A 24,342-nucleotide genomic window follows, 5' to 3' on the forward strand; every position below is an offset into this window, starting at 1 on the left:
GCAAGCATCGCTCAAACGATGCGATTCACCGGGCCGGGCTTAACCCGCCAGGCCGACGAACATGTCCTGCACGTCGTCATGGTTGTCCAGGCCTTCGAGGAAGGCTTCGACTTCCGCCATCTGCTCGTCGGACAGGCCACTGACCGGGTTCTTCGGCTGGTAGCCCAGTTTGGCCGAGAGCACGGTGAAGCCTTGCTCGGGCAGGGCTTTCTGCACCGCGTCGAGGTCGGCAGGCTCGGTCAGGAACAGGGTCGCGCCCTCTTCTCCCGGCTCGAAATCCTGGGCCCCGGCTTCGATGGCCGCCAGTTCCGGATCGGCGTCCGGGCTGTCCGGCGTGGCTTCGATCATGCCGACATGGTTGAAGTCCCAGGACACCGAACCCGAAGCACCCAGCTGGCCCTTGCGGAAAGCCACGCGGATTTCGGCTACGGTGCGGTTGATGTTGTCAGTCACGCACTCGACGATCAGCGGCACCTGGTGCGGCGCGAAACCTTCGTAGGTCACGCGGTGATACTGCACGGTCTCGCCGAGCTGGCCCGAACCTTTCTTGATCGCACGCTCCAGGGTCTCGCGGGGCATCGAGGCCTTTTTCGCCTGCTCCACCACCAGCCGCAGGTGTGCGTTGGTGGCGACGTCAGCGCCGTTGCGGGCAGCAATGGTGATCTCTTTGACCAGCTTGCCGAAGATCTTGCCCTTGGCGTTGGCTGCTGCTTCTTTGTGTTTAACCTTCCACTGTGCGCCCATTACTCACTCTCTTTGATCTGTGGCGTCGAGTTGGATTTGGCCGACGCGATGGACAAGTTTATACGGCCTGAAGGCACCAATCGACCAAAAAGTCAGAACCGCGCCCCGTAGCCGAGTATCAACTCGTGGGCACCAGCGCCAGGAAGGCCTGGATCAGGCGCAACTCCCGACGCCGCTCCAGGCAGCCGAGCATGTGCCGGTTCAGCAGCCCCTCGCCGATGATCGGCACCGCCCGCACCCGCGGGTCCGGGCTGAGTTCCAGCGACGACACCACGCCCACCCCCAACTGCGCCGCCACCGCCTCGGTCACCGCCTCGCGGCTGTCCAGCTCCAGCAGCACCTTGGGGTTGATTCCGGCCTGGGCGCAGGCCGCGTCAAAGGTGCGGCGGGTAATCGAGCTGGGTTCGCGCAGGACCATGATCATCTGGTCCAGTCGCTCCAGCCACACACCCTCGGGTTCGGCCAGCCATGGATGGCCCTGCGGCACCAGCGCGCAGATCCGCGACTCGCCGAGGCTCTGCAGGTGCAGGCCCTTGCGCGGTTCGACCTCGGTCAGCACCGCCACATCGGCGTGCTCCGAAAGCAGGGCCGCGAGGGTTTCCTGGGCATTGCCCAAGCGCAGGTTGACGGTAATCCCCGGATAGCGTTCGCGCAGGCTGGCGAGCATCGGCATCACCAAATGCGGGCCGTCCGCCGCCACTTCCAGGCGCCCAGTGAGCAACTGCCGGTTGTCCTCGAGCATGGCCTGGGCCTCTTCGGCCAGGCCGAACAGGGCGCGGGTGATCGCCGCCAGCTTGGAGCCCTCCTCCGTCAGCTCGACCCGGCGTGCGGTACGTCGCAACAGGATGATCTGGTAGTGCTCCTCCAGCGCCTTGATATGCCCAGTGACCGCCGGCTGGCTGATGAACAGCCGCGCGGCGGCCCGGGTAAAGCTGCCTTCACGGGCCACGGCATCGAATGCGCGCAGTTGGAACAGGTTCATATCTATCGGCCTCACTTATGACTGGCATAACAATAAACAATTTGATTGATAGCGAGCCAAACTGCAATTTAAGCCCCGTAGTTTTTATCCCAAGCGCATCCCATAACGCTCTTGCGAGGACACCCGAATTGAGTACCGCCGCGCCCATCCTGCTCACTCCCGGCCCCCTGACCACTTCGGCCCGTACCCGCCAGGCGATGCTGCTGGACTGGGGTTCATGGGATGACCGTTTCAACCAGCTGACCGCCAGCGTCTGCGAACAATTGCTGGCGATCGTCAACGGCGCCGCCAGCCACCACTGCGTGCCCCTGCAAGGCAGCGGCACCTTCGCCGTGGAGGCCGCCATCGGCACCCTGGTGCCACAGGGCGGCAAGGTGCTGGTGCTGATCAACGGCGCCTACGGCAAGCGCCTGGCGAGGATCTGCGAAGTGCTGGGCCGCGATTTCAGCACCTTCGAAACCGCCGAGGACCAGCCCACCACCGCCGCCGACGTCGATCGCCTGCTGCATGCCGATGCCACCATCAGCCATGTGGCGCTGATCCACTGCGAAACCAGCACCGGCATCCTCAACCCGCTGCCGGACATCGCCCAGGTGGTGGCCAGTCATGGCAAGCGCCTGATCATCGACGCCATGAGTTCCTTCGGCGCGCTGCCGATCGATGCCCGGCAGGTGCCGTTCGACGCGCTGATCGCCGCGTCCGGCAAATGCCTGGAAGGCGTCCCCGGCATGGGCTTCGTCTTCGCCCGCAAGGACGCCCTGGCCGCGGCCGCCGGCAACTCGCACTCGCTGGCCATGGACCTGCACGATCAGCACAGCTACATGCTCAAGACCGGGCAATGGCGCTTCACGCCGCCGACCCATGTGGTCGCGGCGCTGCACGAAGCCCTGCTGCAATACCATGAAGAAGGCGGCCTGCCGGCACGCCACCAGCGGTATGCCGCCAACTGCCAGGCGCTGCTCGACGACATGGCCCGGCTGGGCCTGCGCAGCTTCCTGCCGGCGGCGATCCAGGCGCCGATCATCGTCACCTTCCACGCGCCGAACGATCCGCGCTACCAGTTCAAGGACTTCTACGAACGGGTCAAGGCCAAGGGTTTCATCCTCTATCCCGGCAAGCTGACCCAGGTCGAAACCTTCCGCGTCGGCTGCATCGGCCACGTCGACCCGGCCGGAATGCGCGCCGCGGTCCAGGCCATCGCCGACGTGCTGCGGGAAATACAAGTGCTGGATATCTGATCCCGACACACAACCTGTAGGAGCGAGGCTTGCCCGCGATTGCAGGCACCGCGTTCCTTCAGGTCAATCTCATCATCGTTCATAGCGGGCAAGCCTCGCTCCTACCACAGGTTTTCAACACATGAACTACAACACTCCCAACCAGCTGCAAGCGGCGATCCTCGACTGGGCCGGCACCGTGGTCGACTTCGGCTCCTTCGCGCCGACCCAGATATTCGTCGAGGCCTTCGCCGAGTTCGACGTGCAGGTCTCCATCGAAGAAGCCCGTGGCCCGATGGGCATGGGCAAGTGGGACCACATCCGCACCCTGTGCGACCTGCCGCAGGTCGCCGAGCGTTATCGCCAGGCGTTCGGCCGCACTCCGACCGACGATGACGTCACCGCCATCTACCAGCGCTTCATGCCGCTGCAGATCGAAAAGATCGCCGAACATTCGGCGCTGATCCCCGGCGCCCTGGAAACCATCGCCAACCTGCGCCAGCAAGGCATCAGGATCGGTTCCTGCTCCGGCTACCCGAAACAGGTCATGGACAAGGTAGTGGAACTGGCGGCGACCCACGGCTACGTCGCCGACCATGTAGTGGCCACCGATGAAGTGCCGAACGGCCGCCCTTGGCCGGCCCAGGCCCTGGCCAACGTGATCGCCCTGGGGATCGACGATGTCGCCGCCTGCGTGAAGATCGACGACACCGTGCCGGGCATTCTCGAAGGCCGCCGCGCCGGCATGTGGACCGTGGCGCTGATCTGCTCCGGTAACGCCCTGGGCCTGACCTACGAGGCTTATCGCGCCCTCGGCAGCGACACCCTGGCCAGCGAGCGCCAGCGCATCCACGGGCTGTTCGAGGGTTCGCGGCCGCACTACATGATCGACACCATCAGCGATTTGCCGCAGGTGATCGCCGACATCAACCAGCGCCTGGCCAACGGCGAGATGCCACAAGGCAGCTGATTGGCCATTTGCCTCCCCCCGAACGGCAGCCCGAGCCAGAGCTGCCGTTTTTTATCGGTACCCGCTCAAACCGCGCATTTGCCCCGCGCAGAGCCTCGGAAACAGGATTACAGTTACAGCACTCCGTCGTTAAGAACGGAGGCTACTGACCTGATGAACGAGGAAGGATCTATGCCCTGGAAGAACTCCGACAACCGTTACAGCACGGTGTCGATTGCATTGCATTGGCTGATGCTGGTGTTGTTGATCGCGGTCTACGCCTGCATCGAATTACGCGGCATTTTTCCCAAGGACAGCGGCGGGCGGACGCTGATCAAGGAAGCGCACTTCATGCTCGGCCTGACCGTGTTCGTGCTGGTCTGGCTGCGCCTGCTGGCCCGCAGCCTGGGGGTGGCGCCGAAAATCCTGCCGACGCCGCCGAGCTGGCAGATGATCCTGGCCAAGCTGATGCACTGGGCTTTGTACCTGTTCATGATCGCCATGCCGATCCTCGGCTGGCTGATCACCAGCGCCGAAGGCCATCAGGTGATGTTCTACGGTATCGACCTGCCGCTGCTGGTGGCTGAAGACAAACAGTTCGCCAAGCAGGTCGAAGGCTGGCACGTGTTGCTGGGCACCGCCGGCTATTGGCTGATCGGGCTGCATGCGGTGGCCGGGCTTTACCACCATTACTTTATGCGCGACAACACCCTGCAACGCATGCTGCCCAAGGGCGGCTAAGGCTGCGCCGGCGCGGTGAAACCCCGGCGGCCCTGCAAGCCGCCGGTGTGCACGAAGACCAGGCGGCTGCCGGCGGCAAAGCGCCCGGCCGCCACCTGTTGCTTGAGGGCCAGCAAGGCCTTGCCGGTGTACAGCGGCTCCAGGGGGATGCCGCTGTGGCGTTCGCTCTGCTCGATAAACGCCAGCAGCAGCGGGTCGACCTTGGCGAAACCGCCGCGACTGCTGTCGAACAGTTCATAACTCGCGGCCTGCAAGCCCGCCTCCCACACAATAGCCGCCACCTGTTGCGCGACACCGTGATCGTCCGGCACTGCCATGGCGCCATACACTGGGTGGGCGCCGGCCTCCCCCAACACCAGCCCGGCCAGGGTGGTGCCGGTGCCGGCGGCCAGCCACCAGCCGTGATAGTCGTCCCAGCCCAAGGCATTCAACTGGCTGCGCACCTGCTTCACCAGCGGCATGCAGCCGCTCGCCCCGAGCAGGCCGCCACCGCCCTCCGCCACCGGGAACAATTCAGGGTACTGCGCCTGCCAGGGCTGCCAGAACCCTGGCTCATGCCGTGCCCGGTAGCCGGCGTAACCGAGCCAGTGCAACTGCATGCCGAAGCCTTGCAGGTCGAGCACGGTGGGCGTGTCCTGCGGATGGCCACGCAGCAGCCCCACGGTGGCGAAACCGAAACGTTTGCCGGCGGCCGCCAACGCATGCAGGTGATTGGAGTGAGCACCGCCCAGGCTGATGATGCCCCGAGAGCCGGCCTCGCCAGCCGCCGCCAGATGCGGGGCGAGCTTGAACCACTTGTTGCCGGAGATCAGCGGGTCGATCTGGTCCAGGCGCAGGACCGCCACCTCTACCCCGGCGCGGGACAGCCAGTCGAGGGCCAGGGGTTGCAAGGGTGCGCTCGGCAGCCAGTGAAAAGGTCCAAGGCTCATGGGCGGGCTGGAACGGCAGCGGGAAGGCAATGCATCGCGGACGGGTTCTGAATGAAGAAGGCGGCAAGTTTACCAGCCTCAGGGGAGCTATCGCGGGCAAGTCGGAACAGACATAAAAAAGCCACCGGGACTCTTCGCAGAATCCCGGTGGCCTTGATTGCCGGTGGATCAGAGTTCAGCAGCCAGACGCGAGCCCTGGTTGATCGCGCGCTTGGCGTCCAGTTCGGCGGCCACGTCGGCGCCACCGATCAGGTGCACGTTCTGCCCGGCGGCCACCAGGCCTTCGTGCAATTCGCGCAGCGGGTCCTGGCCGGCGCAGATCACGATATTGTCCACCGGCAACACCTGCGGCTCGCCGCTCTCGCCGATGCGGATATGCAGGCCGGCGTCGTCGATCTTCAAGTACTCGACGCTGTTGAGCATCTGCACCTGCTTGTTCTTCAGGCCGGTACGGTGGATCCAGCCGGTGGTCTTGCCCAGGCCGTCACCGACCTTGGAGGTCTTGCGCTGCAACAGGAACACCTGGCGCGCCGGGGCATGACGCTCGGGCTTGATGCCGGCGACACCGCCACGGGCCTCCAGGTGCGTGTCGATGCCCCATTCCTTCCAGAACGCCTCACGGTCCTGGCTGGTGGCCACGCCCTGATGCACGAGGAATTCGGAGACGTCGAAGCCGATGCCGCCTGCCCCGATCACCGCCACTTTCTGGCCCACCGGTTTGCGCTGCAGCAGCACGTCCAGGTAGCTCAGGACCTTGGCGTGGTCGACGCCCGGGATCGCCGGCGTGCGCGGCGCGATACCGGTGGCCAGGATGATTTCGTCATAACCGCCGGCCACCAGTTGCTCGACATCGACCCGACGATTCAGGCACAGCTCGACGTGAGTGGTCTGCAGCTTGCGCTTGAAGTAGCGCAGGGTTTCGAAGAACTCCTCCTTGCCCGGCACGCGCTTGGCGACATTGAACTGGCCGCCGATTTCGCTGGCCGAATCGAACAGCGTCACCTGATGGCCGCGCTCGGCCGCCACGGTCGCGGCGGACAGCCCGGCGGGGCCGGCGCCGACCACGGCGATCTTCTTGATCTGCTGCACCGGCAGGTAGTTGAGCTCGGTCTCGTAGCAGGCCCGCGGGTTGACCAGGCAACTGGTGAGCTTGCCGCCGAAGGTGTGGTCCAGGCAGGCCTGGTTGCAGCCGATGCAGGTGTTGATTTCATCGCCACGACCCGCGGCCGCCTTGTTGACGAACTCCGGGTCGGCGAGGAACGGCCGCGCCATGGAGACCATGTCGGCATCGCCTTCGGCGAGGATCTGCTCGGCCACTTCCGGGGTGTTGATACGGTTGGTGGTGATCAGCGGGATGGATACCGAACCGCGCAGCTTGGCCGTGACCTTGCTGAAGGCGGCACGTGGCACCTTGGTGGCGATGGTCGGGATCCGCGCTTCGTGCCAGCCGATACCGGTATTGATGAGCGTCGCGCCGGCCTGCTCGATGGCCTTGGCCAGTTGCACGATTTCTTCCCAGGTGCTGCCGCCTTCCACCAGGTCGAGCATCGACAGGCGGAAGATGATGATGAAGTTCGGGCCTACCGCTTCGCGCACACGGCGGACGATTTCCACCGGCAGGCGCATGCGGTTTTCGTAGCTGCCGCCCCAGCGGTCGGTACGGTGGTTGGTGTGCGCGGCGAGGAACTGGTTAATGAAGTAGCCTTCGGAACCCATGATCTCGACGCCGTCGTACTCGGCCTGCTGCGCCAGGGTCGAGCAGGTGACGAAGTCGCGGATCTGCTTCTCGATGCCCTCTTCGTCCAGCTCCTTGGGCTTGAACGGGTTGATCGGCGCCTGGATCGCGCTCGGCGCCACCTGCTTCGGGCTGTAGGCATAACGCCCGGCGTGGAGGATCTGCATGCAGATCTTGCCACCCGCCTCGTGGACCGCGCGGGTGACGATACGGTGCTTGAGCGCCTCTTCTTCGCTGGTCAGCTTGGCCGCGCCGGAGTACACGCCGCCTTCGTCGTTGGGGCCGATGCCGCCGGTCACCATCAGGCCCACGCCACCGCGGGCCCGCTCGGCGAAGTAGGCGGCCATGCGTTCGAAACCGCCGGGCTTTTCTTCCAGGCCGGTGTGCATCGAGCCCATCAGGGTACGGTTGCGCAGGGTGGTAAAGCCCAGGTCCAGCGGGGCCAGCAAATGCGGGTAGTGAGCGGCGGCCATCGGTAACTCCACATCGAACGATCACGGAAAAAATGCGGAAGCTCTGCGGCCTCCGTCGGTCATGTTCGACAGACTAAGAGCAGCCCCCAAGGCGCTCAATGACCGTAACTGACAACTTATTGATCCAAATGCGCAGCCCGCCCTTGGCAATCGTGGACATGGGCCCTACCCTAGTCAGCGAATCCCGCACACGGCTGCCGACTGTCTTCCCATGCGCAAACTTCTTTACTTCACCTTCACCCTGGCCCTGATTGCCGCCCTGACCAGCTACACCCTGTGGACCCGCGAGCGGCCGATCGGTCATTACCTGTCCGACCTGCGCATCCAGCTCGCGGTGGACCAGGGCACCCCCGCCGATCACGGCAACCTGCTGGGCATCCAGCCCGAGCTGTTCCCCACCGATTACCAGAGCCCCGAGCGCCTGCACCGCAAGCTCGCGGCCTACCTGCAACAGGCCCGGGACCAGGGGCTGCTGAACGAAAAGACCGTGGTGGTGCTGCCGGAGCACATCGGCACCTGGCTGATGGTCAGCGGCGAGAAAAACGAGCTGTACCAGGCCGCCAGCCTGAAAGAGGCGATGAACTGGCTGGCGGTGAGCAACCCCCTGCCCTTCCTGCGCGCCCTGATCACCGCCAAGGGTGACAATCGCCTGAACGACGCGCACCTGCGGATGAAGGCCAGGAGCATGGCCGAGCAGTACCAGCGGCTGTTCGGCGGCCTGGCCAAGGAATTTGGCATCACCCTGGTGGCGGGCTCCATTGTCCTGCCGGAACCGGTGATCGAAGGCAGCAACCTGCGCATCGGCAGCGGCGCGCTGTACAACACCACCCTGGTCTTCGGCAGCGATGGCCTGCCGATCGGCCAGCCGCAGCGTCAGCTGTACCCGACCTTCGACGAGCGCGGTTTTATCCAGGCCAGCGCCGACCAGGCTGTCCAGGTGGTCGACACCCCGGCCGGCCGCCTGGGCGTGCTGATCGGCAGCGACAGCTGGTATCCGGACAACTACCGCAAGCTCAACGCCCAGGGCGCGCAACTGGTGGCGGTCCCGGCCTTCGTCATGGGCCGTGGCGCCTGGGACAGGCCGTGGCGCGGCTACAAGAACCTCTCGACCCCGAGCGAGGTCAGCCTCAAGCCTGAAGAAGTCAGCGAAGGCGAAGCCTGGCGTCGCCTGACCCTGACCAGCCGCGCGCCCAGCAGCCTGGCCAGCGCTGGCGTCAGCGTGTTTCTGCGCGGTCAGTTCTGGGATCAGGGCAGCGCCGGGCAAAGTTTCATCAACAGCAACGGCGAGCACTTCGCCGATGGCGATGCCCGTGGCGCGCGTTTGCTGAATATCTGGTTGTAAATCCATGAAGCCCCAGCCGATGCGCCTCGGAGACCTTTCGGTGGGCTTCGTCCATAGCCTGGCCGACGCCGTGCGCAGCCATGGCCTCGATCCGCAGCCGCTGCTGGAACAATACGGACTGGATACCGCGCGCCTGGCCGAGGCCGGGGCGCGGTTGTCGATTCCCCGTTACATGCGCCTGGGCCACGCGGCGATTCAACTGACTGGCGATCCGGCGCTGGGGTTGCGCATGGGCCAGCTCAGCCGCCTGAGCCAGGCCGGGCTGGCGGGCGTCACCGCCGCCCAGGCACCGACCGTACGCGAGGCCGCACGCTGCCTGACCCGTTTCGAAGCCCTGTATGGCTCGAACTATCGCGGCCAGTCGAGCCTCCATGAAGACGCCGACGGCGCCTGGCTGCGTTTCTACTCCATCAGCCCCTACAACGCCTACAACCGCTTCGTGGTGGATTCGATCCTGGCCGGTTGGCTCCAGCAACTGAGTAGCCTCGGCTCGCCGGTCAAGGCCGAACGCTTCGAGATCGAGTTTGCCCAGACCGATTACCGCGACTGCTACAACAGCCTGGGGGATTGCCCGATCCTGTTCGGCGCCGAGCACAATCAGCTGCGCCTGAGCCAGGCCACCCTGGCCCAGCGCAATGTCGAGCACTGCCCCAGCACCTGGCGCCATCTGCTGCAACTCTGTGAACGGGAACTGGAGCAACTGACCCGCACCCGCAGCCTGCGTGAACGCATCACTCAGTTGCTGGGGCCTTTGCTCAATGGTGGCCGGGAGCCCGACCTGGAAGAAGTGGCGGCACGCCTGAAGCTGCCAACCTGGACCCTGCGCCGCAAACTCGCCGAGGAAGGGACGCAGTTTCGCGCCATTCTCAACGACACTCGCCGCGATCTGGCCATGACCTACATTCGCGATACCGAACTGGCCTTCGGGGAAATTGCCTATCTGTTGGGGTTTGCCTCAGCCGAGGCCTTTCAACGCGCCTTCAAGCGCTGGAGCGGCCAGACACCGGGTGAATTTCGTCGCAGCCACCGGCAGTCCGCCTGAAAAAAAACGCCACCGGCGTTACAGCTCGGTGGCGTCTTCTGCGGGTTCCAGTGGGTCCAGTTCAAAGGCCTGGAATTCCAGCAGTTCTTCTTGGTAATCGTCCATGGCGGACTCCTTGTGTGTGGCTTGTGGGTGGGGCGTAGGCAACCTGCGTGCTGAGTAGTCTTCTTACTGACTTAGCCGTTAGCATAAAGTGCCGGTATGACAGAAAAAATACCGTGCGCAATCTCCGTCCCTCAAATGGAACGTAGCAGCTGGCAACGGATTTACCTGCGAGCAGGCAAAGAAATCTTCAGAGAGGCTCGGCAACCGCGGGATCGACACCAGGGGCGATCCCGCAGCTATCCGCAGATGCTTACTGTGGCAGTGCCGGAATCGGCTCTGTCGGGGCCGGCAAGGTGCTGGCGGGAGGCGGGGTAACGATCTCAGTGGCCGGCGTCGGCTCGGCAGGTGCGCTCGGCGCGATGGGCGCCGCTTCCGCGGGTGGCGCTAGCGGTTCCGAGAAGTTCGATGCGGGTGGCGCAACGGGCGGAGTGGCCGGAGTCGGTTCGGCAGCCGGGACAGCAGGCGGTACGACAGGTGCCGGTTGCGGCGTCACGGGCGCCGGGGCTGGTGCTGCGGCAGGCTCGGCAGGCTTGGGTTCGGGCATGCCCAGATCAGTCTTCGGCTGCTCGATGATGTGCGCGGCCTTTTTCGCTTCCTGCGGCAGGAACAGCTCCACCAGGGCGAAATAACGCTCGTAGAACTTCGCCGAGGAAACCGTCTCGCTGGCGACCTTGACCATCGAGTCGTCGGTCGAGCCGATCGGCATCGACACCGAACCCAGCACGCCCACCCCCAGGCTCGCCGAGTTGTTGACCTTCTTCAGGGCATAACGGTCCTGCAGGGCGTTGGCGAACACCGTGGAGCGGTGATTGGTGCTGCCGTCCTGGGCGCATACCACGCTGAAGCTGATCTCCATGTGGGTTTCGCCCGTCTGCTGGAAGCTCTTGTGACCACTGACCAGTTTCGGATCGCTGCTGGTGATGATGTAGCCCTGGCTGAGCAAGGCGCGACGGGCGGCCTCGCAGGACGCCGTGTCACTCACCGGGTAATTGCGCGAAAAGGTGCCGGAGTCATCGAAGTTTTCATGCTCGTAAATGGCGGTCTTCTGCGACGAACAACCGGCGACGGCCGCCAGTAGCAGCGTCAACCCGGCGGCACGCAGGTGAAATGATCTATGCATCGAAAATCCTGAGGAAAACGGTCCGGGGCGTATTGTGCAACAGTTCGAGGCCACAGGGCGCGCGGATTAGTGTCTTAAGGTTAATACAAGGTTACTGACCACGGTTTGCCGGAAAAAGTCGCGTACACAGATGATCGATGAATACCCGCAGCTTGGCGGCGGTGTGCCGGCTCGCAGGCCAGAGCAGCCAGAAGGTGCCGTTGTGCTCGAGGTGCTCGTCCAGCACCCGCTGCAACTCGCCTCGCTCGACCGCTTCGTGAACCATGAAATCGGGCAGGCAGGCGATCCCCAGGCCACACCGTACCGCGTGGTCCAGCGCTTCGATAGAGGTACTGACAAAACGTGTCGGTAACAGCGGTTCCGGGGCGTCGACCGCTCGTCGCAATGGCCAATGCTCGACCTTCCCCGTGTTGTGAAAGGTATGCCGCAAACACCCGTGGTTAGCCAAGTCCTCGGGCGTCTGCGGAACGCCATGCTCGCGAAAGTACTCAGGCGTCCCCACCAGCACCAGGCGGTACTGCCCCAAGGACCGGGCCACCAGCCGTGAGTCACCGGGGCTGCCGGTACGTATCACGGCGTCGAACCCCTCTTCCACGACATCCACTATGCGGTCCGTCAGCACGATATCCAGTTCGATCTCTGGATAACGCTGCATGAACTCCACCAACACCGGCATCACCAGGCCATGAACCTGCGGCAGGCTGACCCGCAGCTTGCCCCGCGGAGCATTGGAAGACTTGCACAGATCGAATTCGGCCGCCTCGACCTCGGCGACAATCCGGCGGCAGCGCTCAAGAAAACTTGCACCTTCGGCGGTCAGGGTGATGCTGCGGGTACTGCGATGAAACAGTTGGGTCTCCAGGCGCTCCTCGAGCCGCGCGATGCTCTTGCCGACAGCCGAAGACGATACCCCCAACAACCGCCCCGCCTCGGTAAAACTGCGGGTTTTCGCCACTTGCAGGAAGACCGAGATATTGCTCAACCAGTCCATCGCCGACCTCGCCATTGCGGACATGGATGTCCGATAAGTTCGGAACCTTAGCCTATTTTTCTCTTGGCCACAGCGCTCTACGCTCAGCCTCCTCATTTCCCAGAACCTGTAGCGAGCCCGAGACCAGACCATGACCGAACCTCTTGCCACCGTCGACGTACTGGACATTGAATCCAGACGTCACGACCGACTTCCGCTGAGCGGCCTGCTGGCGCTGGCGACCGCCGGGTTCATCACCATCCTTACCGAAGCCATGCCTGCGGGCCTGCTGCCGCAGATGAGCCAGGACCTGGCGGTTTCGCCGGCGCTGATCGGCCAACTGGTCACGCTGTACGCCATCGGCTCGTTACTGGCGGCGATCCCGCTGGTGATCCTCACCCAGGGCTGGCGCCGCAGGCCCTTGCTGATGATCGCGATAGGCGGTTTTGCGCTGGTCAACAGTGTCACCGCGTTCTCCACCCACTACAGCCTGATCCTGGTCGCGCGTTTTTTTGCCGGGATATTCGCCGGGCTGCTCTGGGCCCTGCTGGCCGGATATGCCAGCCGCATGGTCGCACCGCACCTGCAGGGTCGGGCCATCGCCGTGGCCATGCTTGGCGCACCATTGGCGCTGTCCCTGGGGATCCCCGCGGGCACGCTGCTCGGTACGTTGGTGGGCTGGCGGGTGAGCTTTGCGCTGATGACCCTGCTGACGCTGTTGTTGCTCGGTTGGGTGCGCTGGCAGGTACCGGACTTTCCCGGCCAGCGCGCCGACAAACGCTTGCCGCTCTCGGGCGTGTTCGCCTTGCCCGGGGTCAAGCCGGTGCTGTTCGTGACCTTCGCTTATGTCCTGGGCCACAACATCCTTTACACCTACATCGCACCGTTTCTGGAGCCGGCCGGCATCGGTGGGCAGATCGACCGGGTGTTGCTGGTATTCGGGTTGACCGCGGTGCTGAGCATCTGGATCGTCGGCCTGCTGATCGATCGCTGGTTGCGTCAACTGGTACTCGTCAGTTGCGTCCTGTTCGGTCTTTCGGCGCTGCTGCTGGCGTTCCAGGCCGATACGCCGATGGCGGTCTATGCCTCGACAGCCCTCTGGGGATTGTCGTTCGGGGGCCTGGCCACGTTACTGCAAACCGCGCTGGCCAAGGCTGCCGGGACTGCTGCCGATGCGGCGCAGTCGATGCTGGTGACAGCCTGGAACCTGGCCATCGCCGGCGGCGGGCTGGTGGGAGGCGTACTGCTGGAAGGCCCAGGCGTATTGTCGTTTCCCTGGGTGATCATCGGCCTGTTGCTGGCATGTCTGTTAGCGGCCGTAAATGCCCGACGCCATGGTTTCCCCACCATACGCTGAAAACAAAAACCCCGGCGCGTTGGCCGGGGTCTCTGTTTGTTACTTCAGTCAGGCATTAGAAGCGCTTGATGTCAGCCTGGTTTTCCAACTGCTTGCGGTACGCCGCGAAGTCTTGCTGCCCCATACGCGAGGCGAGGAAGCGGCGGTACTGAGCCTTTTCTTCGTCGGTCGGTGCAGCGGCTTCGTTCACACCATTGAGCTGCAGGACTACCAGGCTGCCGTTCGGCAGGGTCACGCTGCTGAAGGTCGGCTTGTCCTTGGCCGCTGGCTTGGCCATGCGGAACAGAGCCTGCAACACGATCGGCTCGACGCCTTCCTGGTTGCGGGTCACCGCTTCGGAAACCTTCCAGTTCTGGCCATCGACAGGCGCCTTCAGCGCAGTCTTGCCTTCACGCAGGCTGGCGATCAAGGCATCGGCCTTGGCCTTGGCGGCAGCACTGGCGTGCTCCTTGGCCAATTGCGTGCGGATGCTGCTGGCGACGCTTTCCAGCGGCAGTTGCTCTGGCTTGCGGTGCTCTTTGGCGCGCAGGACCACTACGGTTTCCGGATCCAGTTCAATGGCGGTGCTGTTGGCGCCTTCATCCAGCACTTCAGGGCTGAAAGCAGCCTGAATCACAGCGCGGTTGGCAGCAATGCCCTCGCCCCCTTCACGCCCGAATGGAGCGGAAGTGTGCACGGTCAGTTTCAGCTCTTGAGCCGGCTGGGCCAGATCCGAGGCTTCGAACGAGGAGTCTTCCAGTTGCTTGGTCGCCTCGACAAAACGCTGCTCGACCTGCTGGGTTTTCAGCTCGCGGGTCAGCTTGTCTTTCAGGCTGGCAAAGCTCGGTACTTCAGGTGCCTCGACGCCCAGCAGCTTGATCAGGTGGAAACCGAAACCGGTGCGAACCGGTGCCGAAACCTGATCCTTGTTCAAGGCGTACAGCGCTTCCTCGAAGGCCGGGTCATAGACGCCAGGGCCGGCATAACCGAGGTCACCACCGTTGTTTGCCGAACCCGGGTCCTGGGAGAACTCCTTGGCCAGCGCCTCGAAGCTTTCACCCTTGGCCAGGCGCGCCTGGATCTCTTCGATCTTGGCCTTGGCCTGTGCTTCGTTCACCTTGTCGTTCACTTCGATCAGGATGTGCGCGGCACGACGCTGCTCGGACAGGTTGGCGGTTTCTTTCTGATACAGCGCCTGCAGGTCTTCGTCCTTGACGCTGACCTGATCGAAGAAGGAGGCCTTCTTCAATTCCAGGTAGTCGATGACCACCTGGTCCGGCGACATGAATTCCTTGGCGTGTTCGTCGTAGTAAGCCTTGACCTCGTCGTCGGTCAGCTTGACTGCCGCCGGGTCGGCCTTGATGGTCAGGGAAGCATAATCGCGGGTCTGCTTTTCCAGGCGAGCGAATGCCAGCACCTGTGCATCTGTGACAAAACCGCTGCCAGCCAGACCGGCGCGCACCTGACCGATCAGCATTTCCTGAGCCAGCATCTGACGGAACTGCATCCGGCTATAGCCTAGCTGACGGATCACCTGGTCGAAACGCTCAGGGCTGAACTTGCCGTCCACCAGGAATTCCGGCGTTTGCAGGATCACCTGGTCCAGAGCGGCGTCAGAGAAGGCGAACTTGGAGTTTTCCGCGCCTTGCAGCAGCAGCTTGCGGTCGATCAGACCTTTGAGAGCCGCTTCACGCAGCAGCTTCTCGTCGAGCAAGGAACCATCGAAATCCTTGCCCAGTTGTTGCATGAGCTGACGGCGTTGCATATCAACCGCCTGGCTCAGCTCATTCTGGGTGATTTCTTCACCATTGACCTTCGCCGCGTCCTGACTGGTGGAAGTGGCTTGAAAAATGGCATCGAAACCGGTCAGCGCCATCAGTACGACGATGACCCCGATAATGGTCTTGGCAATCCAGCCTTGTGAATTGTCCCTGATATTCTGCAGCATGCGTCCCCCAGAAACGGTTGTACTTCAAATTAGGCAACCGTGGAGCGTGGGTAGAGTCCGGATAGAAGAAAGGCGCATCCGAGGATGCGCCTTTCTCGTAACTGGCGAAGCGGACAGGGGTTCGAACCTTCGATCCCCGATGTGACAAACCGGATTTCTAACCGGCTGCCCTACCGCTCCGCTGCCAGGTCGGGAAAGACCCCGACCCGGGTAGGCAAAGGCTTGAAGGAAGCTTAGTTAACAGCTTCTTTCAGTGCTTTACCTGCTTTGAAACCTGGTTTTTTGGCTGCAGCGATTTCCAGCGTCTTACCGGTCTGTGGGTTACGACCAATGCGAGCAGGACGATCGGTAACAGAGAAAGTACCGAAACCAACCAGTACAACGGAGTCGCCAGCCTTAAGAGCGCCAGTGACGGATTCGATTACTGCATCCAGCGCACGGCCAGCAGCAGCTTTCGGGATATCAGCAGATGCAGCGATAGCATCAATCAGTTCCGACTTGTTCACTCTAAGTCCCCTTATATATCTATTTGAGTATGATTCTAAGTTTTTTGGTGAAAGCAAAAACCAGTGCTGAATGGCCTACAGACACTTAAGAGCCGCTTTATAACAAGGGCTCTAAAAAGCTGTCAAGGAAGCCCCCCAGGCTAATGCGTACTAATGCGTGCTAATTCTTTCCTTAGAGTCAGACTCGCGTTTTTCATCCTTTGCAACTATCTCGGGAGCCACATCCGGCAAGGGCTCCGGCGCGTATTGCAGCGCAATTTGGAGGACTTCGTCAATCCATTTAACTGGCTTAATTTGCAGATCCTGCTTGATATTGTCAGGAATTTCCTTCAAATCGCGCACATTTTCTTCTGGAATGATGACAGTCTTGATTCCACCGCGATGTGCTGCAAGAAGTTTCTCTTTCAAACCACCGATCGCCAACACTTGACCACGCAGGGTAATTTCCCCGGTCATGGCCACATCAGCCCGCACCGGGATGCCGGTCAGTGCCGAAACCAGGGCCGTGCACATGCCTACGCCAGCACTAGGGCCATCTTTCGGGGTCGCCCCTTCCGGCATATGGATATGGGTGTCGCGCTTCTCGTGGAAGTCCAGGGGAATCCCCAGGCTCTTCGCACGGCTACGCACCACCGTCAGTGCTGCAGTGATCGATTCGACCATCACGTCACCCAGCGAACCGGTCTTGATCAATTGACCTTTGCCAGGCACCACGGCCGCTTCGATGGTCAGTAGCTCACCACCGACCTGGGTCCAGGCCAGGCCCGTTACCTGACCGATCTGATCCTGCTGCTCGGCCAGGCCGTAGCGGAATTTGCGCACGCCGAGGAAATGCTCCAGCAGGTCGGAAGTGACCTTCACCGAGAAGCGTTTTTCCAGCGCATGCTCCTTGACCGCCTTGCGGCAAACCTTGGCAATCTGGCGCTCCAGCCCACGCACACCGGCTTCGCGGGTGTAGTAACGGATGATGTCGCGAATGGCTTCTTCGTCGAATTCCAGCTCACCTTTCTTCAGGCCGTTGGCCTGGATCTGCTTCGGCGACAGGTATTTGACCGCGATGTTGATCTTCTCGTCCTCGGTGTAACCCGGCAGACGAATCACTTCCATCCGGTCCAGCAACGCTGGCGGAATATTCATCGAGTTGGAGGTGCAGAGGAACATCACATCGGAGAGGTCGTAATCGACTTCCAGATAGTGGTCGTTGAAGTTGTGGTTCTGCTCGGGGTCGAGCACTTCGAGCAATGCCGAAGCCGGATCGCCACGCATGTCGCTGCCCATCTTGTCGATTTCATCGAGCAGGAACAGCGGGTTGCGAACACCCACTTTCGTCATCTTTTGAATCAATCTTCCCGGCATCGAACCAATGTAGGTACGACGATGGCCACGAATTTCCGCCTCATCGCGCACGCCGCCGAGGGCCATGCGCACGAATTTACGGTTAGTGGCGTGGGCAATCGACTCCGCCAGGGAGGTTTTACCGACCCCAGGAGGCCCTACCAGGCACAGTACCGGACCACGAATCTTCTTCACGCGCTTTTGCACGGCGAGGTATTCGAGAATCCGTTCTTTGACTTCTTCCAGGCCATAGTGATCGGCATCGAGGATGTCTTCGGCGCGCGCCAGGTCCAGGCGAACCTTGCTCTGCGCCTTCCACGGCACCTGAACCAGCCAGTCGATGTAGGAACGCACCACTGTGGCTTCGGCCGACATCGGCGACATTTGCTTGAGCTTGTTCAGCTCGGCCTGGGCCTTGGCCAGGGCGTCCTTTGGCAAGCCGGCGGCGTCGATGCGCTTTTTCAGCTCCTCGACTTCGTTGTGGCCTTCGTCACCGTCGCCCAGCTCTTTCTGAATGGCCTTCATCTGCTCATTCAGGTAGTACTCGCGCTGGCTGCGCTCCATTTGCTTCTTCACACGACCGCGAATGCGCTTCTCGACCTGCAACAGATCGATTTCCGCATCCAGCAACGCCAGTACGTGTTCGACACGCGCCGACAGATCGATGATTTCGAGAATTTCCTGCTTCTGCTCGATTTTCAGCGCCATGTGGGCGGCCATGGTGTCTACCAGGCGGCTCGGCTCATCGATGCTGTTGAGGGACGACAGCACTTCGGCAGGGACTTTCTTGCCCAACTGTACGTACTGCTCGAACTGGGACAACAGGCTGCGGACGAAGACTTCCGACTCACGCTCGGGAGCGTCCACCTCGTCGATCAGGGCGACTTCGGCACGGCAGTGGCCATCCACTTCGCTGAAACGCTCCACAGCGCCCCGCTGCTCGCCCTCGACCAGTACTTTGACGGTGCCGTCGGGCAACTTGAGCAATTGCAGAACAGTGGCAATGGTACCTACGCGATAGAGTGCATCTTCACCGGGATCATCATCAGCAGGATTTTTCTGAGCCAACAGAAGAATCTGCTTGTCGCCCGTCATCGCGGCCTCGAGGGCTTCGATAGACTTCTCGCGCCCCACGAACAGCGGGATAACCATGTGCGGATAAACCACGACATCACGCAATGGCAAGAGAGGCAATTCGATGGTTGTCTTCATGATTTCGCCTCTACGGCGGCCATAAGGCCGTAAACAGATGGAAGTAAGCTTGAAACCAAGATGGGGGCTGCCTCGAAAAAAAACAAGCTCAAAGACAGTACTTTAAAGGCAGTAAAAGCAAAGGGGCCCGAAGGCCCCTTCTGTCAAACCAGCAGTCCGGCGCTTAGGCGTCCGGGGCTGCCTTGGCAGTCGGCTCACTGTTTTCATAGATATACAGTGGCTTGGACTTACCTTCTATAACGCTTTCGTCGATCACTACTTTACTCACCTCGGACTGCGAGGGGATTTCGTACATAGTGTCGAGCAACACGCCTTCGAGAATCGAACGCAATCCGCGAGCACCAGTCTTGCGCTCAAGCGCACGCTTGGCGACCGACTTGAGGGCATCGGTACGGAACTCCAGATCGACGCCTTCCATCTCGAACAACTTGGCATACTGCTTGGTCAAGGCGTTTTTCGGCTCGGTGAGGATCTGGATCAACGCAGCTTCATCCAGCTCGTCCAGGGTCGCCAGAACTGGCAGACGGCCCACGAACTCCGGAATCAGGCCGAACTTGACCAGATCGTCCGGTTCGACTTCACGCAGGGATTCGCCGACCTTCTTGCCCTCTTCCTTGCTGCGCACTTCAGCATTGAAGCCAATGCCGCCGCGAGTCGAACGGTTCTGAATAACCTTCTCCAGACCCGAGAACGCACCACCGCAGATGAACAGGATGTTGCGCGTATCGACCTGCAGGAACTCTTGCTGCGGATGCTTGCGACCACCTTGAGGCGGAACGGAAGCCACAGTGCCTTCGATCAGTTTCAACAGTGCCTGCTGCACGCCTTCGCCCGAAACGTCACGGGTAATCGAAGGGTTGTCAGACTTGCGGGAAATCTTGTCGATTTCATCGATATAGACGATGCCCATTTGAGCTTTCTCTACATCGTAATCGCACTTCTGCAGCAGTTTCTGAATGATGTTCTCGACGTCCTCACCCACATAACCGGCTTCGGTCAGGGTGGTGGCGTCGGCAATGGTGAACGGTACATTCAACAGGCGCGCCAGGGTCTCTGCCAACAGAGTCTTGCCCGAACCTGTAGGGCCGATCAGCAAGATGTTGCTCTTGCCCAGTTCGACCTCGTCATTCTTTTTGTCACGCTGGTTGAGGCGCTTGTAGTGGTTGTATACCGCTACCGCCAGAACCTTTTTCGCACGTTCCTGACCAATCACATACTGATCAAGGATGCCGCTGATTTCTTTAGGCGAAGGCAATTTATGCGCGCTGCTCTCGGCCTGTGCTTCCTGCACCTCCTCACGGATGATGTCATTGCACAGGTCGACGCACTCGTCGCAGATAAAGACCGAGGGGCCGGCAATCAATTTGCGTACTTCATGCTGGCTTTTGCCACAGAAGGAGCAATAAAGCAGTTTGCCGTTGTCCTCGCCGTTGCGGGTGTCAGTCATTCGATCGATCCAAATCCGATAGGCTTGCAACACAAGATGAAGGCAATTGCGGGCTTTTTCAAGTCCGCAGGTGGCCGGTTAACCAACCACCTACATTTGAGTTGCTTAGGCAGGCATTTGACGCTTGGTGATCACAGAGTCGATCAGGCCGTATTCAGCCGCACGCTCTGCGCTCATGAAGTTGTCGCGCTCGGTGTCGCGCTCGATGGTCTCGAGACTCTGACCGGTGTGATGAGCCAGCAGCGAGTTCAGACGCGAACGGATGTGCAGGATTTCCTTGGCATGGATGTCGATATCCGAGGCCTGGCCCTGGAAACCGCCCAATGGCTGGTGAATCATCATCCGCGAGTTAGGCAGGCAGTGACGTTTGCCCGCTGCGCCACCGGCAAGCAGGAAGGCCCCCATGCTGCAGGCCTGGCCGATGCAGATGGTGGAAACGTCCGGCTTGATGAATTGCATGGTGTCGTAGATCGACATGCCCGCAGTCACCGAACCGCCTGGCGAATTGATGTAGAGATGGATGTCCTTGTCCGGGTTTTCCGCTTCAAGGAAGAGCAATTGTGCCGCAACCAGGTTGGCCATGTAGTCTTCTACCGGGCCAATCAGGAAGATCACCCGCTCCTTGAGGAGGCGCGAGTAGATGTCATAGGCGCGTTCGCCACGGGCGGACTGCTCGATAACCATCGGGACCAGGCCGCCTGCGGCCTGGATGTCAGAGCTCTGCTGATAATAAGAATTGCGGGACATGTCCTGCAGTCACTCCCAAATAGTCATGTCTTGAATACGCATAAGCCAGCACGAAGGCTGGCTTATGGTGTGTATTTTCGAACGAGTAAAAAATCAGTCGGCTTGTGGTGCTTCTACCGGCTTGACCGCTTCTTCGTAAGAGACCGATTTGTCGGTCACGCTAGCTTTCTGCAGAACAGTATCCACAACTTGTTCTTCCAGCACAACCGAACGGACTTCGTTCAGTTGCTGCTCGTTCTTGTAGTACCAGGACACGACCTGCTCCGGTTCCTGGTAAGCAGAAGCCATTTCCTGGATCAGCTCACGCACGCGGGCTTCGTCAGGCTTAAGATCGAATTGCTTGACCACTTCAGCCACGATCAGACCCAGCACAACGCGGCGCTTGGCTTGTTCTTCGAACAGCTCGGCCGGCAGTTGATCAGGTTTGATGTTGCCACCGAACTGTTGAACAGCCTGAACGCGCAGACGGTTCACTTCGTTATCCAGCAGAGCCTTAGGCACTTCGATCGGGTTGGCAGCCAGCAGGCCGTCCATTACCTGGTTCTTGACCTTGGACTTGATGGCCTGACGCAGTTCACGCTCCATGTTCTTGCGAACTTCGGCGCGGAAACCTTCCAGACCGGCTTCCTTGATACCGAATTGAGCGAAGAACTCTTCGGTCAGTTCTGGCAGCTTAGGCTCGGAAACGGTGTTGACGGTCACGGTGAACTCGGCGGCCTTGTTAGCCAGGTCCAGGTTCTGGTAGTTCTCAGGGAAAGTCAGGTTCAGAACGCGTTCTTCACCAGCTTTAGCGCCGACCAGGCCTTCTTCGAAGCCTGGAATCATACGGCCGGAACCCAGCACCAGCTGAGTACCCTTGGCGGAACCGCCAGCGAACACTTCACCGTCGACCTTGCCAACGAAATCGATGTTCAGCTGGTCTTCGTTTTGAGCGGCACGGTCGGCCACTTCAAAGCGAATGTTCTGCTTGCGCAGGATTTCCAGCATGTTGTCCAGGTCGGCATCAGCCACGTCAGCGCTAAGGCGCTCAACGGCGATGGACTCGAAACCGGCAACGGTGAACTCAGGGAACACTTCGAACGTTGCAACGTATTCCAGGTCCTTGCCCTTCTCCAGAACCTTTGGTTCAACCGAAGGAGCGCCAGCCGGGTTCAGCTTCTGCTCGACAACAGCTTCGTAGAAGGAAGCCTGGATCACGTCGCCCACAGCTTCTTGACGCGCATCAGCTTCATAACGCTGACGGATCACGCTCATTGGGACTTTGCCAGGACGGAAGCCTGGAATCTTGGCCTTTTGGGCAGTCTGCTGCAGACGCTTGTTGACCTGTGTCTCGATGCGCTCAGCCGGCACGGTGATGCTCATGCGGCGCTCAAGAGCAGAAGTATTTTCAACAGAAACTTGCATGGATATTCCTCGTTGCACAGACGTTAGCCGGCCGTTTCCGACCCCAGAATCAAGGGCATGCATTCTAGTGGGTCAAACTCAAGAAGTCACCCTACTGAAAACGGGTAAAAAAACAGCTGGCGATTTAAAGGCGGGGACCAACGGTTCAGCCTCGCCCTGAGAGCAAATACAGCGAATCAAACCAGGGCCTCTGCACCAACGCTTCTATATATAGAAGGAATGGCGCATCACATCCCTGATGGCCGGACCAAACCACAGCCCGACCGGTAAACCTTCAGTATTCCAGCGACAAAAGGACGAGTGTTTCGTCGCCTTATCGGCCCATTACCTGCGCCCCGCCGAAATACAGACTTCTGAAACGAAAACGGCGCAGCCCTTTTCAGGTGCTGCGCCGTTATCTGCTATATAAATAGCTACTTAATTGGTGCGGACGAAGAGACTCGAACTCTTACACCTTGCGGCGCTGGAACCTAAATCCAGTGTGTCTACCAATTCCACCACGTCCGCGTATCAAGCTTTTAAAGCAAAGGCGCCAGACTATCTATTAATCTGGCGCCTTTCGGAATATGGGGTGGACGATGGGGATCGAACCCACGACAACAGGAGTCACAATCCTGTGCTCTACCAACTGAGCTACGCCCACCATATTGCGTTGTTGCGTTACTTGTGCCAAAGCTGCCTAATGGCGCACCCGGCAGGACTCGAACCTGCGACCATCCGCTTAGAAGGCGGATGCTCTATCCAGCTGAGCTACGGGCGCCTTATTAATCTGTATTCTTTAATGATTACAAACTAAGTGCTTTCAGTCGTTACGAGCTAAACACCAACTCTGCCCGACCTTCTTAACCAGTGCTAGGCTGTGCCCGACAAGTGCGACGAATGTTATAGGCGAGCCGTTAGGTCGTCAACTCTTTTTTGAAAAAAATTCATTTAATTAAAGGAGTTAGGGGAATTTGCAGACCAAGCGCCTTTGCCCTCACGTCCTGGCATGCGAGAATGCGTTCTCTTTTTCTCTCCCTCTCGATGGTTAATCACGCGTCATGACTGCACAACTAATCGACGGCAAAGCGATCGCCGCTAGCCTGCGCCAGCAGATCGCCAAACGTGTCGCCGAGCGTCGCGAGCAAGGCCTGCGTACTCCAGGCCTCGCGGTGATCCTGGTCGGCAGCGACCCGGCCTCTCAGGTTTATGTCTCGCACAAGCGTAAAGACTGCGAAGAGGTCGGCTTTCTTTCACAAGCCTATGACTTGCCTACAGACACCACTCAAGAAGCACTGGCCGGCCTGATCGACCGCCTCAACGATGATCCGAACATCGATGGCGTCCTGCTACAGCTGCCACTGCCCGAACACCTCGATGCCTCCAAACTGCTGGAACGCATCCGTCCGGATAAAGACGTGGATGGTTTCCATCCTTATAACGTCGGCCGCCTGGCCCAGCGCATCCCCTTGCTGCGCCCATGCACGCCGAAAGGCATCATGACCCTGCTGGAAAGCACCGGTGCCGATCTGTACGGCATGGATGCAGTGGTGGTCGGCGCTTCCAACATCGTCGGTCGTCCAATGGCAATGGAGCTGCTGCTGGCCGGCTGCACCGTTACTGTTACCCACCGCTTCACCAAGGATCTGGCCGGCCACGTCGGGCGTGCCGACCTGGTGGTCGTGGCCGCCGGCAAGCCGGGTCTGGTCAAGGGCGAATGGATCAAGGAAGGCGCCATCGTCATCGACGTCGGCATCAACCGCCAGGAAGACGGCAAGCTGGTGGGCGATGTGGTCTACGAGACCGCCCTGCCCCGTGCCGGCTGGATCACCCCGGTACCGGGCGGCGTCGGCCCGATGACTCGCGCCTGCCTGCTGGAAAACACCTTGTACGCGGCAGAAACGCTGCACGACTGACGCAGGGAAATGTCCCGGATAAAAGAACCCCGCCATTGGCGGGGTTCTTTGTTTCTGCTCGCCGAAAACCTGGACCGAATAACCCGCTTGCAACGGATGATCTACTCATCAGAAAAAAGAGGATCGAACTGATACAAAACTGATACAGGATGAAATTTAATTT

20 protein-coding genes and 3 tRNA genes are annotated in these 24,342 nt (G+C 60.7%); 7 read left to right on the forward strand and 16 right to left on the reverse strand.

The features are described from left to right. Positions 1-39: 39 nt before the first annotated feature. Entirely contained in the window at positions 40-744 is a 705-nt protein-coding gene (locus H0I86_RS19910) for a YebC/PmpR family DNA-binding transcriptional regulator (protein ID WP_038577737.1), read from the reverse strand. A 118-nt stretch (positions 745-862) separates the two neighbouring features. Continuing rightward, positions 863-1,726, reverse strand: coding sequence for a LysR substrate-binding domain-containing protein (locus H0I86_RS19915; RefSeq protein ID WP_180921805.1), 864 nt, complete (start codon positions 1,724-1,726; stop codon positions 863-865). 128 nt (positions 1,727-1,854) lie between these two features. Between H0I86_RS19915 and H0I86_RS19920 the strand changes: the two genes are divergently transcribed. The 3 genes from H0I86_RS19920 (at position 1,855) to H0I86_RS19930 (ending at position 4,633) form a co-directional block, all read left to right on the forward strand. After that, a complete protein-coding gene (locus tag H0I86_RS19920) occupies positions 1,855-2,964 on the forward strand; it encodes a 2-aminoethylphosphonate--pyruvate transaminase (RefSeq protein WP_180921806.1) in 1,110 nt (369 codons plus the stop codon). Between the two features lie 121 nt (positions 2,965-3,085). Beyond that, the gene (phnX, locus tag H0I86_RS19925) at positions 3,086-3,913 is read left to right on the forward strand and encodes a phosphonoacetaldehyde hydrolase (protein WP_180921807.1); all 828 of its coding nucleotides are present in this window, start codon (positions 3,086-3,088) and stop codon (positions 3,911-3,913) included. A gap of 171 nt (positions 3,914-4,084) precedes the next feature. Beyond that, complete coding sequence (locus tag H0I86_RS19930; RefSeq protein ID WP_180921808.1) at positions 4,085-4,633, forward strand: cytochrome b; 549 nt, start codon at positions 4,085-4,087, stop codon at positions 4,631-4,633. Here the strand turns inward: H0I86_RS19930 and H0I86_RS19935 are convergent. Both H0I86_RS19935 and H0I86_RS19940 read right to left on the reverse strand, forming a co-directional pair. Next, complete coding sequence (locus H0I86_RS19935; RefSeq protein WP_180921809.1) at positions 4,630-5,562, reverse strand: 1-aminocyclopropane-1-carboxylate deaminase/D-cysteine desulfhydrase; 933 nt, start codon at positions 5,560-5,562, stop codon at positions 4,630-4,632. The genes H0I86_RS19930 and H0I86_RS19935 overlap by 4 nt on opposite strands. Before the next feature lie 168 nt (positions 5,563-5,730). Then, entirely contained in the window at positions 5,731-7,770 is a 2,040-nt protein-coding gene (locus H0I86_RS19940) for an NADPH-dependent 2,4-dienoyl-CoA reductase (protein WP_180921810.1), read from the reverse strand. A 211-nt stretch (positions 7,771-7,981) separates the two neighbouring features. Between H0I86_RS19940 and H0I86_RS19945 the strand changes: the two genes are divergently transcribed. Further along, positions 7,982-9,112 carry a carbon-nitrogen hydrolase family protein gene (locus H0I86_RS19945; protein ID WP_038577722.1) on the forward strand — a complete coding sequence of 377 codons (1,131 nt, stop codon included), beginning with the start codon at positions 7,982-7,984 and terminating at the stop codon, positions 9,110-9,112. Positions 9,113-9,116: 4 nt separating this feature from the next. Further along, positions 9,117-10,154 (forward strand): AraC family transcriptional regulator, encoded by a 1,038-nt coding sequence (locus H0I86_RS19950; RefSeq protein ID WP_180921811.1) that lies wholly within the window; start codon positions 9,117-9,119, stop codon positions 10,152-10,154. Positions 10,155-10,172: 18 nt separating this feature from the next. Here the strand turns inward: H0I86_RS19950 and H0I86_RS32235 are convergent, their stop codons facing one another. From H0I86_RS32235 to H0I86_RS19960, 3 genes are all read right to left on the reverse strand, one after another. Further along, a complete protein-coding gene (locus H0I86_RS32235) occupies positions 10,173-10,301 on the reverse strand; it encodes a hypothetical protein (protein ID WP_258019479.1) in 129 nt (42 codons plus the stop codon). Between the two features lie 208 nt (positions 10,302-10,509). Beyond that, positions 10,510-11,379, reverse strand: a complete 870-nt coding sequence (locus H0I86_RS19955) for a DUF2242 domain-containing protein (RefSeq protein WP_180921812.1) — start codon at positions 11,377-11,379, stop codon at positions 10,510-10,512. A gap of 91 nt (positions 11,380-11,470) precedes the next feature. Next, positions 11,471-12,370, reverse strand: a complete 900-nt coding sequence (locus H0I86_RS19960) for a LysR family transcriptional regulator (RefSeq protein ID WP_180921813.1) — start codon at positions 12,368-12,370, stop codon at positions 11,471-11,473. A 130-nt stretch (positions 12,371-12,500) separates the two neighbouring features. On the opposite strand from H0I86_RS19960, the gene H0I86_RS19965 reads away from it, so the two are divergent. Continuing rightward, the gene (locus H0I86_RS19965; protein ID WP_180921814.1) at positions 12,501-13,706 is read left to right on the forward strand and encodes an MFS transporter; all 1,206 of its coding nucleotides are present in this window, start codon (positions 12,501-12,503) and stop codon (positions 13,704-13,706) included. Between the two features lie 55 nt (positions 13,707-13,761). On the opposite strand, the gene H0I86_RS19970 is transcribed toward H0I86_RS19965, so the two are convergent. From H0I86_RS19970 to H0I86_RS20010, 9 genes are all read right to left on the reverse strand, one after another. After that, positions 13,762-15,633 carry a SurA N-terminal domain-containing protein gene (locus H0I86_RS19970; protein WP_180921815.1) on the reverse strand — a complete coding sequence of 624 codons (1,872 nt, stop codon included), beginning with the start codon at positions 15,631-15,633 and terminating at the stop codon, positions 13,762-13,764. Between the two features lie 233 nt (positions 15,634-15,866). Further along, positions 15,867-16,139: an HU family DNA-binding protein gene (locus H0I86_RS19975; RefSeq protein WP_002552737.1), complete on the reverse strand. Its 273-nt coding sequence runs from the start codon at positions 16,137-16,139 to the stop codon at positions 15,867-15,869. Between the two features lie 150 nt (positions 16,140-16,289). Then, positions 16,290-18,686: an endopeptidase La gene (gene lon / locus H0I86_RS19980; protein ID WP_016701944.1), complete on the reverse strand. Its 2,397-nt coding sequence runs from the start codon at positions 18,684-18,686 to the stop codon at positions 16,290-16,292. Between the two features lie 163 nt (positions 18,687-18,849). Then, a complete protein-coding gene (clpX, locus tag H0I86_RS19985; protein WP_007927204.1) occupies positions 18,850-20,133 on the reverse strand; it encodes an ATP-dependent Clp protease ATP-binding subunit ClpX in 1,284 nt (427 codons plus the stop codon). Positions 20,134-20,238: 105 nt separating this feature from the next. Next, positions 20,239-20,880 (reverse strand): ATP-dependent Clp endopeptidase proteolytic subunit ClpP, encoded by a 642-nt coding sequence (gene clpP, locus H0I86_RS19990; protein WP_007927205.1) that lies wholly within the window; start codon positions 20,878-20,880, stop codon positions 20,239-20,241. Positions 20,881-20,973: 93 nt separating this feature from the next. Next, entirely contained in the window at positions 20,974-22,284 is a 1,311-nt protein-coding gene (tig, locus tag H0I86_RS19995) for a trigger factor (protein ID WP_009044653.1), read from the reverse strand. Between the two features lie 422 nt (positions 22,285-22,706). After that, positions 22,707-22,791 (reverse strand) — tRNA-Leu (locus H0I86_RS20000). 60 nt (positions 22,792-22,851) lie between these two features. Further along, a tRNA-His gene (locus H0I86_RS20005) sits at positions 22,852-22,927 on the reverse strand. A gap of 40 nt (positions 22,928-22,967) precedes the next feature. Next, positions 22,968-23,044: transfer RNA gene (locus tag H0I86_RS20010), tRNA-Arg, on the reverse strand. 280 nt (positions 23,045-23,324) lie between these two features. Here H0I86_RS20010 and folD point away from each other — a divergent pair. Next, on the forward strand, positions 23,325-24,179 hold the full coding sequence (gene folD / locus H0I86_RS20015) for a bifunctional methylenetetrahydrofolate dehydrogenase/methenyltetrahydrofolate cyclohydrolase FolD (protein WP_124309065.1): 855 nt from the start codon (positions 23,325-23,327) through the stop codon (positions 24,177-24,179). The last annotated feature ends 163 nt before the right edge of the window (positions 24,180-24,342 follow it).

The sequence above is a fragment of the Pseudomonas chlororaphis subsp. aurantiaca genome, assembly GCF_013466605.1.
In the GTDB taxonomy this organism is placed as follows: Bacteria; Pseudomonadota; Gammaproteobacteria; order Pseudomonadales; family Pseudomonadaceae; genus Aquipseudomonas; species Aquipseudomonas chlororaphis_I.

What these genes read in the sequence shown, in the direction of transcription:
- H0I86_RS19910 (WP_038577737.1), bottom strand. Translation starts at nt 744, where the DNA reads ATGGGCGCACAGTGGAAGGTTAAACACAAAGAAGCAGCAGCCAACGCC.
- H0I86_RS19915 (WP_180921805.1), bottom strand. Translation starts at nt 1,726, where the DNA reads ATGAACCTGTTCCAACTGCGCGCATTCGATGCCGTGGCCCGTGAAGGC.
- phnX (WP_180921807.1), top strand. Translation starts at nt 3,086, where the DNA reads ATGAACTACAACACTCCCAACCAGCTGCAAGCGGCGATCCTCGACTGG.
- H0I86_RS19930 (WP_180921808.1), top strand. Translation starts at nt 4,085, where the DNA reads ATGCCCTGGAAGAACTCCGACAACCGTTACAGCACGGTGTCGATTGCA.
- H0I86_RS19935 (WP_180921809.1), bottom strand. Translation starts at nt 5,562, where the DNA reads ATGAGCCTTGGACCTTTTCACTGGCTGCCGAGCGCACCCTTGCAACCC.
- H0I86_RS19940 (WP_180921810.1), bottom strand. Translation starts at nt 7,770, where the DNA reads ATGGCCGCCGCTCACTACCCGCATTTGCTGGCCCCGCTGGACCTGGGC.
- H0I86_RS19945 (WP_038577722.1), top strand. Translation starts at nt 7,982, where the DNA reads ATGCGCAAACTTCTTTACTTCACCTTCACCCTGGCCCTGATTGCCGCC.
- H0I86_RS19950 (WP_180921811.1), top strand. Translation starts at nt 9,117, where the DNA reads ATGAAGCCCCAGCCGATGCGCCTCGGAGACCTTTCGGTGGGCTTCGTC.
- H0I86_RS19955 (WP_180921812.1), bottom strand. Translation starts at nt 11,379, where the DNA reads ATGCATAGATCATTTCACCTGCGTGCCGCCGGGTTGACGCTGCTACTG.
- H0I86_RS19960 (WP_180921813.1), bottom strand. Translation starts at nt 12,370, where the DNA reads ATGGACTGGTTGAGCAATATCTCGGTCTTCCTGCAAGTGGCGAAAACC.
- H0I86_RS19965 (WP_180921814.1), top strand. Translation starts at nt 12,501, where the DNA reads ATGACCGAACCTCTTGCCACCGTCGACGTACTGGACATTGAATCCAGA.
- H0I86_RS19970 (WP_180921815.1), bottom strand. Translation starts at nt 15,633, where the DNA reads ATGCTGCAGAATATCAGGGACAATTCACAAGGCTGGATTGCCAAGACC.
- lon (WP_016701944.1), bottom strand. Translation starts at nt 18,686, where the DNA reads ATGAAGACAACCATCGAATTGCCTCTCTTGCCATTGCGTGATGTCGTG.
- clpX (WP_007927204.1), bottom strand. Translation starts at nt 20,133, where the DNA reads ATGACTGACACCCGCAACGGCGAGGACAACGGCAAACTGCTTTATTGC.
- clpP (WP_007927205.1), bottom strand. Translation starts at nt 20,880, where the DNA reads ATGTCCCGCAATTCTTATTATCAGCAGAGCTCTGACATCCAGGCCGCA.
- tig (WP_009044653.1), bottom strand. Translation starts at nt 22,284, where the DNA reads ATGCAAGTTTCTGTTGAAAATACTTCTGCTCTTGAGCGCCGCATGAGC.
- folD (WP_124309065.1), top strand. Translation starts at nt 23,325, where the DNA reads ATGACTGCACAACTAATCGACGGCAAAGCGATCGCCGCTAGCCTGCGC.